13 protein-coding genes are annotated in these 14,439 nt (G+C 54.8%); 8 read left to right on the top strand and 5 right to left on the bottom strand.

The window, feature by feature from the left end; genetic code table 11:
- Positions 1-119 precede the first annotated feature (119 nt).
- Both iscR and trmJ read right to left on the bottom strand, forming a co-directional pair.
- A complete protein-coding gene (gene iscR, locus OGW16_RS19855; protein ID WP_003037674.1) occupies positions 120-611 on the bottom strand; it encodes a Fe-S cluster assembly transcriptional regulator IscR in 492 nt (163 codons plus the stop codon).
- A gap of 159 nt (positions 612-770) precedes the next feature.
- On the bottom strand, positions 771-1,502 hold the full coding sequence (gene trmJ, locus OGW16_RS19850) for a tRNA (cytosine(32)/uridine(32)-2'-O)-methyltransferase TrmJ (RefSeq protein ID WP_043017194.1): 732 nt from the start codon (positions 1,500-1,502) through the stop codon (positions 771-773).
- Between the two features lie 118 nt (positions 1,503-1,620).
- On the opposite strand from trmJ, the gene suhB reads away from it, so the two are divergent.
- Entirely contained in the window at positions 1,621-2,424 is an 804-nt protein-coding gene (suhB, locus tag OGW16_RS19845) for an inositol-1-monophosphatase (RefSeq protein WP_003037670.1), read from the top strand.
- Positions 2,425-2,496: 72 nt separating this feature from the next.
- Here the strand turns inward: suhB and OGW16_RS19840 are convergent, their stop codons facing one another.
- Both OGW16_RS19840 and OGW16_RS19835 read right to left on the bottom strand, forming a co-directional pair.
- Positions 2,497-3,477: a nickel/cobalt transporter gene (locus OGW16_RS19840; protein WP_286518717.1), complete on the bottom strand. Its 981-nt coding sequence runs from the start codon at positions 3,475-3,477 to the stop codon at positions 2,497-2,499.
- A complete protein-coding gene (locus OGW16_RS19835) occupies positions 3,468-4,106 on the bottom strand; it encodes a DUF1007 family protein (RefSeq protein WP_043017196.1) in 639 nt (212 codons plus the stop codon). Before OGW16_RS19835 ends, OGW16_RS19840 begins: the two co-directional genes overlap by 10 nt.
- A gap of 420 nt (positions 4,107-4,526) precedes the next feature.
- On the opposite strand from OGW16_RS19835, the gene OGW16_RS19830 reads away from it, so the two are divergent.
- The 7 genes from OGW16_RS19830 to csiE all read left to right on the top strand — a co-directional run bounded on the left by OGW16_RS19830 (position 4,527) and on the right by csiE (position 13,241).
- Positions 4,527-5,510: an autoinducer 2 ABC transporter substrate-binding protein gene (locus tag OGW16_RS19830; protein WP_043017197.1), complete on the top strand. Its 984-nt coding sequence runs from the start codon at positions 4,527-4,529 to the stop codon at positions 5,508-5,510.
- 103 nt (positions 5,511-5,613) lie between these two features.
- Positions 5,614-7,122 carry a sugar ABC transporter ATP-binding protein gene (locus tag OGW16_RS19825; RefSeq protein ID WP_047409499.1) on the top strand — a complete coding sequence of 503 codons (1,509 nt, stop codon included), beginning with the start codon at positions 5,614-5,616 and terminating at the stop codon, positions 7,120-7,122.
- The gene (locus tag OGW16_RS19820) at positions 7,115-8,104 is read left to right on the top strand and encodes an ABC transporter permease (protein ID WP_008785467.1); all 990 of its coding nucleotides are present in this window, start codon (positions 7,115-7,117) and stop codon (positions 8,102-8,104) included. Before OGW16_RS19825 ends, OGW16_RS19820 begins: the two co-directional genes overlap by 8 nt.
- A gap of 1 nt (position 8,105) precedes the next feature.
- On the top strand, positions 8,106-9,059 hold the full coding sequence (locus OGW16_RS19815; RefSeq protein WP_047409495.1) for an ABC transporter permease: 954 nt from the start codon (positions 8,106-8,108) through the stop codon (positions 9,057-9,059).
- Positions 9,060-9,076: 17 nt separating this feature from the next.
- On the top strand, positions 9,077-10,714 hold the full coding sequence (locus tag OGW16_RS19810) for an FGGY-family carbohydrate kinase (protein WP_043017200.1): 1,638 nt from the start codon (positions 9,077-9,079) through the stop codon (positions 10,712-10,714).
- On the top strand, positions 10,711-11,313 hold the full coding sequence (locus OGW16_RS19805; protein WP_043017201.1) for a KpsF/GutQ family sugar-phosphate isomerase: 603 nt from the start codon (positions 10,711-10,713) through the stop codon (positions 11,311-11,313). Before OGW16_RS19810 ends, OGW16_RS19805 begins: the two co-directional genes overlap by 4 nt.
- Before the next feature lie 650 nt (positions 11,314-11,963).
- Complete coding sequence (gene csiE / locus OGW16_RS19800; protein ID WP_047409489.1) at positions 11,964-13,241, top strand: stationary phase inducible protein CsiE; 1,278 nt, start codon at positions 11,964-11,966, stop codon at positions 13,239-13,241.
- Here csiE and OGW16_RS19795 read toward each other — a convergent pair.
- Positions 13,236-14,384 carry a 3-phenylpropionate MFS transporter gene (locus OGW16_RS19795; RefSeq protein ID WP_043017203.1) on the bottom strand — a complete coding sequence of 383 codons (1,149 nt, stop codon included), beginning with the start codon at positions 14,382-14,384 and terminating at the stop codon, positions 13,236-13,238. The two genes, csiE and OGW16_RS19795, sit on opposite strands and share 6 nt — an antisense overlap.
- Positions 14,385-14,439 lie beyond the last annotated feature (55 nt).

Here is a 14,439-nt window from a genome sequence, read left to right as displayed (position 1 = left end):
AATAGTTCGTGTTGCAGCAAGGCGGCAAACTTGAGAGTGCCCAGGAGCTTACATCAAGTAAGTGACTGGGGCGAGCAAGTGCGGCCAACGCAGTTGCGGCACGAAATATAACGGGCAAATTATGCGCGTAACTTAACGTCGATCGCGTCTTGAGCACGATTAGTGCGCGGAGCGTCATGCGTGTGCTGGCGACCAGACACATCCAGGACTTCCTGATTATTAACCAGCTCGCCCAACGTAATGTTGTTGAGGAAACCGGTCAGACGATCGCTCAGATCGCGCCACAGCGCGTGGGTCAGGCACTTATCGCCGCCCTGACAACCGCCTTTGCCCTGGCAACGGGTCGCATCTACAGACTCGTCAACAGCGCTAATCACTTCACCTACTGCGATGCTGCCGGCATCTTTACCCAGCAAGTACCCGCCGCCTGGTCCACGTACGCTGGAAACCAGACCGTTTTTACGCAAACGGGAAAACAGCTGCTCCAGATATGACAGGGAAATTCCCTGACGTTCAGAAATATCAGCCAACGGTACCGGGCCCGTTTCGGAGTTGAGCGCAACGTCCAACATTGCGGTCACGGCATAACGCCCTTTTGATGTCAGTCTCATGTCTTACTTAGCCTCAAACTCGCCCCTGCCCGGGGTTTTTTATTGTAAAATGGGGGTATTGCATAGCAGGGGCAAGTCTGACATTCCCGACTAAATCAGTCAACTATTTACTTGACTAATTTAGTCAGGTATTTGACGTTCCGTGCGGCATTAGTACAGTTACTTGCTTTTATTCTGCTGCTCGATTGAAGCTAAAATCCCACGCAGGATGTTCAGCTCCTGGCTCTCAGGTCGTGCGCGCGTGAACAGACGACGCAGTTTGTTCATCACCTGCCCCGGGTGCCCTTCGCGGATAAACCCGGTCGACAACAGCGTTTGTTCCAGATGACCGTAAAAACGCTCTAAATCATCAACCAGCGGATACTCTGCTTCTTCGTAATCTGCGGTCTTGTCGCTTTCCTGCGTTGCCAGCCAGGCCATGCGCACTTCATAAGAGATGACCTGCACCGCCATCGCCAGGTTGAGCGAACTGTATTCCGGGTTCGCGGCAATGGCGACATGATAATGGCACTTCTGCAGCTCTTCGTTGGTCAGGCCAACGCGTTCACGGCCAAACACCAGCGCCACCGGCGAATTCGTTGCTTCAGAGACGCTTTTTAAACCGCATTCACGCGGATCCAGCATCGGCCACGGCAGCGTACGCGAGCGCGCACTGGTGCCTACCACCAGACTGCAACCCGCCAGCGCTTCGTCGAGAGTATCGACGATCTGCGCGCTGCCGATCACATCACTGGCGCCTGCCGCCAGGGCGATGGCCTGGGAATCCGGTTTAACCAGTGGATTTACCAGCCACAGATTGGTTAAACCCATGGTTTTCATTGCGCGGGCCACAGAGCCCATGTTGCCAGTGTGAGAGGTTTCCACCAGCACGATTCGAATATTTTGCAGCATTGTATTTCTTCGGCTAAAGATTATTCGGGCATATTATCATAAAACGAAGACATATTCCGAACTCGCTGCTATACTCTGCGCCGTTTTCCCGTTCTTTAACATCCAGTGAGAGAGACCGATGCATCCGATGCTGACCATCGCCGTGCGCGCAGCGCGCAAGGCGGGTAATGTAATTGCCAAACACTACGAAACACCAGACTCAGTAGAAACCAGCCAGAAAGGCAGCAATGATTTCGTGACTAACGTCGATAAAGCCGCTGAAGCGATTATTATCGAAACGATTCGCAAATCTTACCCTCAGCACACCATCATCACCGAAGAAAGCGGTGAGCACGCTGGTGAAGATCAGGATGTTCAATGGGTTATCGATCCACTGGATGGCACCACCAACTTCGTAAAACGTCTGCCGCACTTCGCGGTTTCCATCGCAGTACGCATTAAAGGCCGTACTGAAGTCGCCGTTGTTTACGATCCAATGCGTAACGAACTGTTCACCGCAACTCGCGGCCAGGGCGCACAGCTGAACGGCTACCGTCTGCGTGGCAGCACCGCCCGCGATCTGGACGGCACCATCATCGCTACCGGTTTCCCGTTCAAAGCGAAACAGCACGCCGCTTCTTACATGAAAATTCTTGGCAAGATGTTCACCGAGTGCGCTGACTTCCGCCGCACGGGTTCTGCTGCGCTGGATCTGGCTTACGTTGCCGCTGCGCGCGTTGACGGTTACTTCGAAATCGGCCTGAAACCATGGGATTTCGCCGCAGGCGAGCTGATTGCTCGTGAAGCTGGCGCACTGGTTTGCGACTTCACCGGCGGTCATAACTACCTGGCGACCGGTAACATCGTTGCAGGCAACCCGCGCGTAGTGAAAGCCATGCTGGCGAACATGCGTGACGAACTGAGCGACGCGCTGAAGCGTTAATCTGCTGTGGTGCCGGATACGACGCTCTCGCGTCTTATCCGGCCAATAATTCATACCATACCGCTCTCTAACCTAAAACGGTCTTATCCCCCGCCCCACCGGCACCGCGCTCATCCACATCACTACCGCAGCAGCAATCAGCACCGCACCACCGGCTAACGCCAGCGTCGTCCAGCCAATCTGTCGCCATAGCACAGGCGCTTTATGCCCGCTAAGTCTTACCGCCAGCGAGCGGAAACTGTGCACCAGCAGAGCCAGTGACGTAATCGTCAAAGAGGTTCCTGCCGCCATCGCCAGCGCCGACGCCATGCCCCAGCTAAAAACGCCAACCACTTTACTAAACAGTAAGACCATGATTGCCCCCGAGCATGGACGCATTCCCATTGATAAAACGATCATCAGCCGGGCGCGCCAGTCATCACCACTTTGCAGCTGTTCAGGATCGGGCAAATGCTGATGTCCACAGCCGCAACCTTCGTGATGCACATGGTGCGGTGTGAAGGCGGTGAATTTCGGGCGACGCAGCAGCTGGCGCAATTTCTTCAGCGCACGGACGCACAATAAAACGCCCAACACGCCAACCAGCGCATAACTCCCTTTCTCCAGCCAGAAACTACTGATATGTAACTGTCGCGCAGGCAACTGCAAGACGGTGAGCACGATAACGACCAGACCAATAGCGACCAGTCCTTGTAATAAAGACGAGGCCAGCGTCAGGGCAATACTCGACTTCAGCTTCGAGGGATGCGTTGCAAGCCAGGTGGTAATAACGACTTTTCCATGCCCCGGCCCCAGCGCATGCAGGACGCCGTAGAGAAAACTAAACAGCAGCAGCGATCCCCCTGCCTGGGCCGGCCTGGCGGCAACCGCTTTGAGCAAACCGCTCATCTGCTGATTAACGTCGCGCTGCCAGACGATACTTTGCATCATCACCTGCGGCCAGGTCTGCCATAGCCACAGCACGCCGCCTGCAGCCAGCAGTAAAAACACCGCCAGCGGCCATAGCATGAGCCAGCGACGTCTGGCTGCACGTTGTTGAGAAACTACTGACATTGCAGCGTTACCGTCTGTGCAAACTGTTTACCCAACTCCATATCCTCCGGCGGGGCGTCTTCTTTATCCAGCGACTGCGCAAAGCTCAGCGTTTGTTCATTCGGCGTCGGCGTATGTACTGAAATACGGCATTTCTGGCTTATGACCTGTCCCAGCCTGGCGTCGCTGTCTTTGTCATAACTCATATCAACGTAGTAGGTCGGGTCGAAGGTTGAAATGGTATATTTTTGTCCACTCAGCGGCTGAGCTTCAGCCAACGGCAGAACGAACGTCAGCACCGCCTGGTGTTCCTCACGCTCCATACCATATTCCGTCGGCCTGTTTTTAAACTTTACCTTTTGCCCGTCGTGCCACACTTCGGTGAAATAGTGCTGACCGAGAACGTTGGCCATCACTTCCGCCGCCAGTTTTTTCCAGATCTCATCACCAGGTTTGGCATTCCCCGCATCATAAAGCAGATCCGCCGAGGTAATTTCATCCATCGTCCAGCGCATTTTAAGCGCGACGAACCGATCATTCGCGCTCACTATCTCGGTTTTCAGATGAATAAAGCTGTGGGGATGCGCGCCTGCGCCAAAGGACAGGAGAGCGAGAAACAACGTGACAATGATACGTTTAACGCCTTGCATGAGTTCTCCACGGAAAAAATCGACACCGCCACAAATAATGAAGCTGGGTTTGGCGAAAGAGTGCTGAGGATACCATTGAACGAAAAAATGTTGAGTCCCCTTTTCCGGTATCGATTCAGTTCTCAATTTCGATAATTTCTTCTTCGGCAAATCCCGTCCAACTACCTTATCTGGGTCACGACTTAAGTTAAATGATAATTAAATGTTAATTTATAGTTTCATTTTAATATTTTATTAACACTAAATTTGAATGGCTGAATGTAAAACCATGCAAAATTAACTTAAATTTAACCATTTAATTTCCAAATATTAACAATAATGGGCATGGATCACATTCAGGAAACTCATGATTCATTCCCTCTTCCATTCGTTGTTAACTTCACGGCGTGACATGTCCTGCCCCCTACGAAAGGTACAACTATGAAATTCAAACTCGCATTACTCAGTGCAACCCTGGTTTCTGCATGCATGTTGTCCGGCACGTCCTTTGCGGCGGAAAAATATGAAATTGCTGTGGTTGCCAAGGTCACCGGGATTCCGTGGTTTAACCGGATGGAAACCGGCGTTAATGAAGCAGCAAAAAAACTGGATGTGAATGCTTATCAGACCGGGCCTTCCACGCCGGATCCAGCGCAACAGGTGAAAGTCATTGAGGATCTGATCGCCAAAAACGTCAATGCGATCATCGTGGTACCGAATGATGCCAAGGTTCTTGAGCCGGTACTAAAAAAAGCACGCGATAAAGGCATCGTAGTGCTGACGCACGAATCCCCGGATGAGCAAATTGGCCAGTGGGATATCGAAACCATCGACAGTGAAAAATACGCCCAGGCCAACGTCGATGAGTTAGCGAAAAACATGGGTGGTAAGGGCGGGTACGCTATCTATGTCGGTTCGCTGACGGTGCCGCTGCATAACGCGTGGGCGGATTATGCAATTAAGTACCAGAAAGAAAAATATCCAGAAATGTTCGAGGTCACTTCACGTCTGCCGGTCGCGGAAAGCATCGATAAATCCTACGCCACGACGCTGGACCTGATGAAAACCTATCCGCAGATGAAAGGCATTATTGGCTTCGGCTCGCTGGGTCCAATCGGCGCGGGTCAGGCTGTGCAGAAAAAACGCGCCAAAGATAAAATCGCCGTCGTCGGGATCGCTATGCCAGCACAGGCTGCGCCTTACCTGATGCGTGGTGATATCAAAAAAGCGCTGCTGTGGGATCCAAAAGATGCGGGCTACGCGCTGGTCACGGTTGCCGATCAGCTGTTACAGGGTAAAGCAGTGAACGCCGATCTGAGTATTGATGGTTTAGGGAAAGCCGATATCGACACGGAGAAGAAAGTGATCCGCTTTAACAAGATCCTCGAAGTCACCAAAGACAACGCACAATCACTTGGTTTCTAAGGCTTTAGCCGACACCAGGGAACCTTAACGCCGGCCGTCTGGTCGGCGCTATCAACCAAATTAACACTCAGCGTCCGCCTGGACGCTCGCAGGGGTATTGTCCATGACAGACACCACCGCATTTATCACTCTTGAGAATATCAGCAAACAATTCCCGGGCGTGCTGGCGCTGGATAACGTGAATCTGACGCTGAGAAAAGGCGAAGTTCACTGTCTGGCGGGTCAAAACGGCTGTGGTAAAAGCACCATTATTAAAGTGATCTCCGGGGTTTATCATCCGGAAAAAGGCGCGCAGATTTTACTCGACGGCAAATTGTTCCATCACCTGACGCCGCAGCTCTCCTCCCATTATGGAATTCAGGTTATTTATCAGGACCTGTCGTTGTTTCCCAACTTTAGCGTCGCGGAAAATATCGCCGTCAACCGCTATCTGCCCGGGGGCGATATCTGGGTACGTCGTGGCGCCATGAAACAGCAGGCACTGGCAGCCATGAAGCGTATCGGGGTGAACATTGATCCCGATAAAAAAGTTGAAAAACTCTCGATTGCTGACCGCCAGCTGGTCGCCATTTGCCGGGCGATTGCCGCCGATGCGCGTCTGGTGATTATGGACGAGCCCACCGCCTCGCTAACCCGTCAGGAGGTTAATGGCCTGCTGCGGGTTGTTAACGAACTGAAAGCTGCCGGAATTTGCGTCGTGTTTGTCAGCCATCGTCTGGATGAGGTGATGGAAGTGGCAGACCGCATCAGCGTGATGCGCGACGGCAAACTGGTAGGCACTTATCCTGCCAGCGACCTCGACAGCCACGAGCTGGCCTTCCTGATGACCGGACAACGCTTTCACTACAGTCCACTGCCACAAAGGCCCACAATTGAGCAAGAACCTCTGCTGGAGCTGCGCAATCTGAGCCGCAGAGGCAAATACCAAAACATTAATCTGTCGCTGCACGGCGGCGAGATTGTCTCCATTGTTGGTTTGCTGGGCGCCGGGCGCACCGAGCTTTGTCTGAGCCTGTTTGGCATGACCCACCCGGAAAGCGGCGAGATTCGTATTAACGGCCAGCCGGTTACTCTGCGCAATAACCATGACGCCATCAAACACGGGATCGGCTATGTCTCCGAAGATCGTCTGACACAGGGGCTGATCATGGAGCAGTCGATCTATGACAACACCATCGTCACGGTGTTTGATCAACTGCATACCGGCAGCGGCCTGCTCGATCATCGTAAAGCGCAAAAGCTGGTCGCCGACTTGATCCGCGAACTGAATATCAAAGTGTCCGATCCGCACCTGCCGGTCAAAACCCTTTCCGGCGGTAATGCCCAGCGTATCGCCATTGCCAAATGGGTGGCGACCAATCCCCGCATCCTGATCCTCGACTCCCCTACCGTAGGCGTGGATATCGCCAACAAAGAGGGAATTTACCAGATAGCCCGCGATCTGGCGGAACAAGGTATGGCGGTGCTGATGATTTGCGATGAAATCCCGGAAGCGTATTACAACAGCCACCGCGTGCTGGTGATGCGTCGCGGCAGGCTGGTGGCGGAATTTAATCCTCATCAATGCCGTGAAGAGGAGATTGCTGAAGTGGTCGAGGTAATCAATGAATAAGATGCATCTCTCCCGATTAATCGGGCAACACGAATTCTGGCTGGGCCTGCTGGTCGTAGCCCTGGCCGTTGGGCTGAGTATCAGCACCGATGAGTTCTTGTCTTTGGGGAATCTGACGGATGTGGCCACCAGCTACGCGATTCTCGGCATCCTTGCCTGTGGGCTGTTTGTGGTGCTGATTTCCGGCGGGATCGACATCTCATTTCCGGCGATGACCGCGATAGCCCAATATGCAATGGCCAGTTGGGTTATCGGCCACGGCGGCAACTTCGCGCTGGCGTTAATCATCGCCATTGCGGTAGGTCTGCTGCTTGGACTGATTAACGGCTTCCTGGTCTACTGGCTGCGCGTTCCGGCAATCATCATTACCATCGCCACGCTGAACGTCTACTACGGTCTGCTGGTTTACGCCACCAAAGGTACCTGGCTGTACGGCTTCCCTGACTGGTTTATGAACGGCATTAACTGGTTCTCGTTCACCGCGGCGGATGGCTACGACTACGGTCTGACCCTGCCCCTGCTGTGCCTGGCGGCGGTGATCATCTTTACTGCCGTGCTGATGAACTATACCCGACTTGGCCGTCAGGTTTACGCCATGGGCGGCAACCGCGACGCGGCCTCGCGCCTGGGGCTGAATCTGCTGAAGCTGCATTTCTACGTCTATGGCTACATGGGCATTCTGGCAGGCGTTGCCGCCGTGGTTCAGGCGCAAATTACCCAGTCAGTTGCACCCAATTCGCTGCTCGGCTTTGAGCTGACGGTTCTGGCGGCGGTAGTGCTCGGTGGAACCAGCATGAGCGGCGGACGCGGTACGTTGACCGGAACCCTGCTCGGCGTGGTTCTGCTGGCCTTCTTACAAAATGGGCTGACGCTGCTCAGCGTCTCTTCTTACTGGCACACCGTGTTCAGCGGCGCCATTATCCTGGTCAGCATTAGCGCCACGGCCTGGAACGAAAAACGCAAACTGGCAAGGGAGCTTTGAGATGAAAACAATCGCCAGATTTTTACCCGGTGATGCCATCATTCGTCTGCAATGCGTCATTATAGTGGTCGTCGCTTTAGTCTTCTCGGCCCTGCTCGGCAGCCGTTTTTTCAGCGTCGCTAACTTCCAGTCGATCGGCTCGCAACTGCCAATCCTCGGCATGCTGGCCCTCGGGATGGGCATGACTATGCTGACCGGCGGCATTAACCTGTCGATTATTGCCGGGGCAAATGCCTGCTCGCTGGTGATGGCGGCGATAATCGTCACCCATCCAGATAACCCGCTGTTTCTGGTGCTGGCGCTTTTGGCAGGCGCAGCCGTGGCGGTGGCTATCGGCACGCTCAACGGCGCGCTGATTGCCTGGGTCGGGGTCTCGCCTATTCTCGCCACGCTCGGCACGATGACGCTTATCTCCGGGCTGAATATTCTGCTTTCCAACGGGACGGTGATTTCCGGCTTCCCGACCGCCATTCAATATCTTGGTAACGCCACGATTGCCGGTATTCCGGTGGCGCTACTGCTCTTTTTCCTGGTGGCAATCCTGCTGTGGGTACTGCTGGAGCACACCACGCTTGGACGCAGCCTGTATCTCGTCGGTTCCAATGAACAGGCAACCCGCTACAGCGGCGTAAATACCGTACGGGTGCAAATTTCCGTGTACGTGATTTCCGCCCTGCTCGGCTGGGTCGCCGCCATTCTGATGATGGCAAAATTCAACTCGGCAAAAGCCGGATACGGGGAATCCTACCTGCTGGTCACCATCCTCGCTTCCGTGCTCGGCGGAATCAATCCGGATGGCGGCTTCGGGCGCATTGTCGGCCTGGTGCTGGCGCTGATTGTGCTGCAAATGCTGGAAAGCGGCCTTAACTTGCTGGGGGTCAGCAGCTATCTGACGATGGCGCTGTGGGGCGCGGTGCTGATCCTCTTTATCGCATTACAGAATCGTAAAGCCTGATTTCAGGAGAAAAAATTATGGCAAGTTACTTTATTGGTGTGGATGTCGGAACCGGAAGCGCCCGTGCTGGCGTGTTTGATCTCAACGGCAGAATGGTCGGTCAGGCCAGTCGGGCCATCGAGATTTACCGTCCGCAGGCCGATTTTGTTGAGCAGTCTTCCGATAACATCTGGCAGGCGGTGTGTAACGCGGTTCGCGATGCGATTAACCAGTCGGATATCAACCCAATCCAGGTGAAAGGTCTGGGCTTTGACGCGACCTGTTCACTGGTGGTGCTGGATAAAGAAGGCAAGCCGCTGACCATCAGTCCGTCCGGGCGCAGCGAACAGAACATCATAGTGTGGATGGATCACCGCGCCATTACCCAGGCCGAACGCATCAACGCCATGCATCATCGCGTGCTGGACTACGTTGGCGGTATTATCTCCCCAGAAATGCAAACGCCCAAGCTGCTGTGGCTGAAGCAGCATATGCCCAATACCTGGGCTAATGCGGGCTACTATTTTGACCTGCCCGATTTCCTGACCTGGCGCGCAACGGGCGATGACACGCGTTCACTGTGCTCGACGGTGTGTAAATGGACCTATATGGGCCATGAAGACAAATGGGATGCCAGCTATTTCCGCCAGATTGGTCTGGAAGATCTGCTGGAGCACGATGCGGCCAAAATTGGTCGCTACGTTAAAACCATGGGCGAACCGCTCGGTCACGGGCTGTCAGCACGCGCCGCCAGCGAAATGGGGCTGATTCCGGGGACCGCAGTCAGCGTTTCGATCATCGATGCCCACGCCGGTACGCTCGGCACGCTCGGGGCAAGCGGCGTTTCCGGCGAGGTGGCGGATTTTGACCGTCGTGTCGCGCTGATTGGCGGCACTTCCACCGGACACATGGCGATTTCCAAAGAGCCGCGTTTTATCGGCGGCGTCTGGGGTCCTTACTACTCAGCGGTGCTGCCGGAATACTGGCTCAACGAAGGCGGGCAGTCGGCTACCGGGGCGTTAATCGACCACGTTATACAGTCGCATCCTTGCTACGAAACTTTGCTGGCGCAAGCTAAGTCTCAGGGGCAGACCATTTATGAAGTACTGAATGTGCTACTGCGTAAAATGGCCGGTGAGCCGGAAGATATCGCATTTCTAACCCGCGACATGCACATCCTGCCCTATTTCCACGGCAACCGTTCACCGCGCGCCAACCCAACGCTCACGGGAGCAATCACCGGACTGAAGCTGTCGCGTACGCCGGAGGATATGGCCCTACAGTACCTTGCGACCATCCAGGCTATTGCGCTCGGAACCCGTCATATCATTGAAACGATGAATCAAAGCGGCTACACCATCGATACGATTATGGCCAGCGGCGGCGGGACGAAAAACCCGATCTTCGTTCAGGAACATGCCAACGCCACCGGCTGCGCGATGCTGCTGCCTGAAGAGAGCGAAGCCATGCTGCTGGGTGGAGCCATGATGGGAACTATCGCCGCGGGCGTATTCGATACCTTCCCGGAAGCGATGTCAGCGATGAGCCGGATTGGTAAAACGGTTACCCCGCAGACTAATCGCATTAAGCAGTACTACGATCGCAAATATCGGGTATTCCACGAGATGTATCAGGATCATATGAAATACCGCCAGTTGATGCAGGAGGACGCATGAGTAACTCCTGGTCCCAGGCCACCGGCGTATTTCAGCTCTATAGCGATGCCCTGGCGGGTCTGGGGCAGCATCTGACTGAACCAGTCTGGCAGTCGCTGATGGCGGAGTTGCGCGGTTGCCGGGGCAAAATCGTCGTCACTGGCGTCGGTACCTCCGGCATTGCGGCGCGTAAAGTCGCGCATATGCTTGCGTGCGTGGAACGTCCCGCGATTTACCTCAACGCGACGGACGCGGCCCATGGCGATCTCGGTTTTTTACGCGCCGACGACCTGGTCATTATGCTGTCGCGCGGGGGTAATTCAGACGAACTCACCCGGCTGCTGCCCGGGCTGGCAGCGAGAAATGTGCCAATCCTGAGCGTGACTGAAAACGCCGATTCAGCCATTGCCAACGCGTCGAGGCTGGTGATTTCCACCGGCGTCCAGCGTGAGGCCGACCCGCTGAACATGCTGGCGACGACCTCAATTCTGCTGGTGCTGGCTATCTTTGACGCCGCCTGCGCCTGTCTGATGAGTGAAAGCGGCTACTCAAAGGAGACGCTGCTGGCGGTGCATCCCGGCGGCGATGTGGGATTAACGCTTAGCCGTGGGCAGGCGTGATGGAGAACATGTAATTCCGGCTCAGGGTTCCGTTCACCTCAGCGCTCTGACTTTCAGCTATATCCTTTTTGCTGTTCAAACATGTTCAAATAAAAATACAGATGGTCAGGCGTGGCTGGTCCGGCTGAAAATTGCCGACGTGTTTCCGTAAGGCCGGGAGAGCCAGCATGGATGCTGGCTCAGGGCGCGCTTTACAGGGACGTTACATCGCGCCCGGCCCGGTAGCCTGGAGGAATAAGCGGAGGGAACCGCGGAGCGGCAATTTTCCCGCCGGGAGCCCGGATTGTTAAGGGTGCGGCGATAGCACCCTTAACACGTTCACTGGCGTTCAGTGTACAGAAAAGCGATGAACATGAGGTGAACGGAACCTTTCTCTAAAAAAGCATATTCATTATGCTCCGCCAACCTATGTTGATGCTGAAGCGTTAACATAACGTCATTGCGCAAAATGCCGGTTTTTTTATATCTAAACAAAAGATAAAACAGTGAAAAAGCGGATTAACGCGCTGCGTTCCACTACCGCTATCTGTTCCGCACGTTAAAAATTCTGTGACGCTCTCCAGCATTCCTGGTGGAAAGCATTCCATTCTCAAAATCTATGAGCAAACTTTAGCTATTCTTATCAAACATACTCACGGGAGGCCCTACAGATGATGTCAACGCTTGCTCCACCATCTGTACTTTCCGTTCCCCAGCGCCGTTGCCAGGTGCTGCTGACCCTTTTCCTGCCGGGACAAATCGCGACTGCGCAAACCTTCAGCAGCCTCAACGGCGTGGATGATGCCACTGTTCAGGAAGATATTATTGGCGCAGGGCTTGAAATCCAGCGCTATCATCGACTCGCCATTACCACCGCGCTCAATGGCGGCTATGCGATCGAAGGGACCCCGCTAAATCAGCGTCTGTGTCTGTTGCAGTGGCTGCGCCGCGGTTTGCGGATCTGCCCAACTTTTATCGCTCAGCATTTCACCCCCACTTTAAAAATGGCGCTAAAACAACAAGGTATCGCACGTACGCTGTATGACGACACCAATCTGCATGCGCTCATTAATCTGTGTTCCCGCCGCTTGCAGAAGCCGTTTGAGTGCCGTGACATCCAGTTCCTGCGCCTGTATTTACAATATTGCCTGCTGCAGCATAATGCGGGGAACACGCCGGAGTTTAATCCGCTCCAGCAGCGCTGGGCGCAATCCTGCGCGGAGTACGCTCTGGCTGAGGAGATTGCCCGTCACTGGCAACGTCACGTCATGCAGAGTGCGCCGCTGGGCGAATCGCTGTTTATGGCGTTGTTGTTCTCAATGATCCGCATCCCCGACCCGATTCGCGATAATCACCAGCAGGATCGCCGCCTGCGCCTTGCTATTGCACGGCTGGTGCTGCGTTTTCGCGAATACGGCAATGTGCGCTTCAGCGATGAGCAAGGGCTGAACGATCAGCTGTATATTCATCTTGCTCAGGCACTTAACCGCAGCATGTTTGCTATCGGCATTGATAACACGTTGCCGGAGGAGTTCAGCCGACTTTATCCCCGGTTAGTTCGAACTACCCGCGAGGCGATACACGGCTTCGAAGCGGAATACGATGTCCAGTTTTCAGAAGAAGAGATCGGCCTGGTCGCCGTTATTTTCGGCGCCTGGCTGATGCAGGAAAAGGATTTGCACGAAAAGCAGATTATCCTGCTGACCGGTAGTAACGAACAACTTGAAGCGCATATAGAGCAACAGCTGCGCGAACTGACGCTGCTGCCGCTCAACGTAAAACATATGCCGATGCAGGACTTTCAAAAAGAGGGTTCGCCGCGCGGTGTAACGCTGATTATTACGCCGTACACCACGCCGCTGCCGCTGTTTTCACCCCCATTGATTCATGCGGATCTGGCGCTTACGCCGCATCAGCAGCAGCAGATCCGCAAAATCCTCGAGTCATAACGTCGCAGGCTGCGCCACTACTTTCGGGCGCAGAACGATTGCCGGGAGCGCCACCAGCGCCATCACCCAGAATACGCCGCTGCCCAGGTTCTGGTACAGGTAGCCGGCGAAAACGGTCATGATGGCGATACTGCCGCCCATCGCCACCGCGGAATACACCGCCTGCAAACGAATCACTTCGCTCCCCTGGCGTGCCGCGATATAGCGCATTGCCGCCAGGTGGCAGACAGTAAAGGTTCCACAATGGAGGATTTGCACCACGATAAGCCACGGCAGATCGGTGCTCCAGCCCATCAATCCCCAACGCGCCACGCCGCAAACGGCGGAAAGCAGCAGCAGATCGCGAGCGCTGAAGCGGCGGAACAGCTTGTGGCTGAGCGCGAAAATAATCACTTCCGCCACCACGCCTAATGACCATAAATAGCCCACCGCCGAAGCGGAGTATCCGGCAGACTGCCAGTAGATGGCGCTAAAACCGTAATAAGCGGCATGCGCGCCTTGCAACAAACTCACGCAGGCAAGAAAACGCCAGCTTTGGGTTATCAGCGCGCGCCAGGCAGGCCATCCAGCGCTCTCCTGCTGACGGTTTTCACCCGCTGGCTGCACGCTCGGGCGAATCATCATGCCCAGCAGCATCGAGGCGGCGCCAAGCGATAGCAGGACCAGGATCACCCGATAGTCGAACAGGCTCACCAGTTTGCCGGTCAGCGCGGAGCCGATCACAAAGGCCACGGATCCCCATAGTCGCACCCGACCGTAGTCCATGGTTATCTGTTTTTGCCAGGTGTTGGCCAGCGCGTCAGTCAGCGGTACCAGCGGTGAGAAAAACAGGTTGAAGCCGACCATCACCACCATCAGCCATGCCACGTTGGTTCCCGCCCAGAAGGCCAGCGCAAACACCAGCGTCAACAGAGCCAGAATACGTAAAGCTGAGATCAGCCGGGAGGGATCGCTCACGCGCGGCGCAATCAGCAAACTACCGAGAAAACGGGCAATCAGCCCCGCTCCGAGCAGTAAACCGATGGTTTCCGGCGTCAGCCCCAACCCTTCGAGCCAGACGCTCCAGAAAGGCAGAAAGATACCGTAGCTAAAGAAGTAGGTGAAATAACCGAGCGCCAGCCAGCGCGTGGAATGCAAAGCCATGAATCCCTCCCGTTTGGAGGCGATAGTCTGGCGACAAACGCAGGCTGGCGCAAGA

The sequence above is a fragment of the Citrobacter sp. Ce104 genome (assembly GCF_030334595.1).
GTDB classification, from domain to species: Bacteria; Pseudomonadota; Gammaproteobacteria; order Enterobacterales; family Enterobacteriaceae; genus Citrobacter; species Citrobacter europaeus.
The sequence above is the reverse complement of the archived record's forward strand: the minus strand, read 5'-3'. Positions and strand labels throughout refer to the sequence as shown.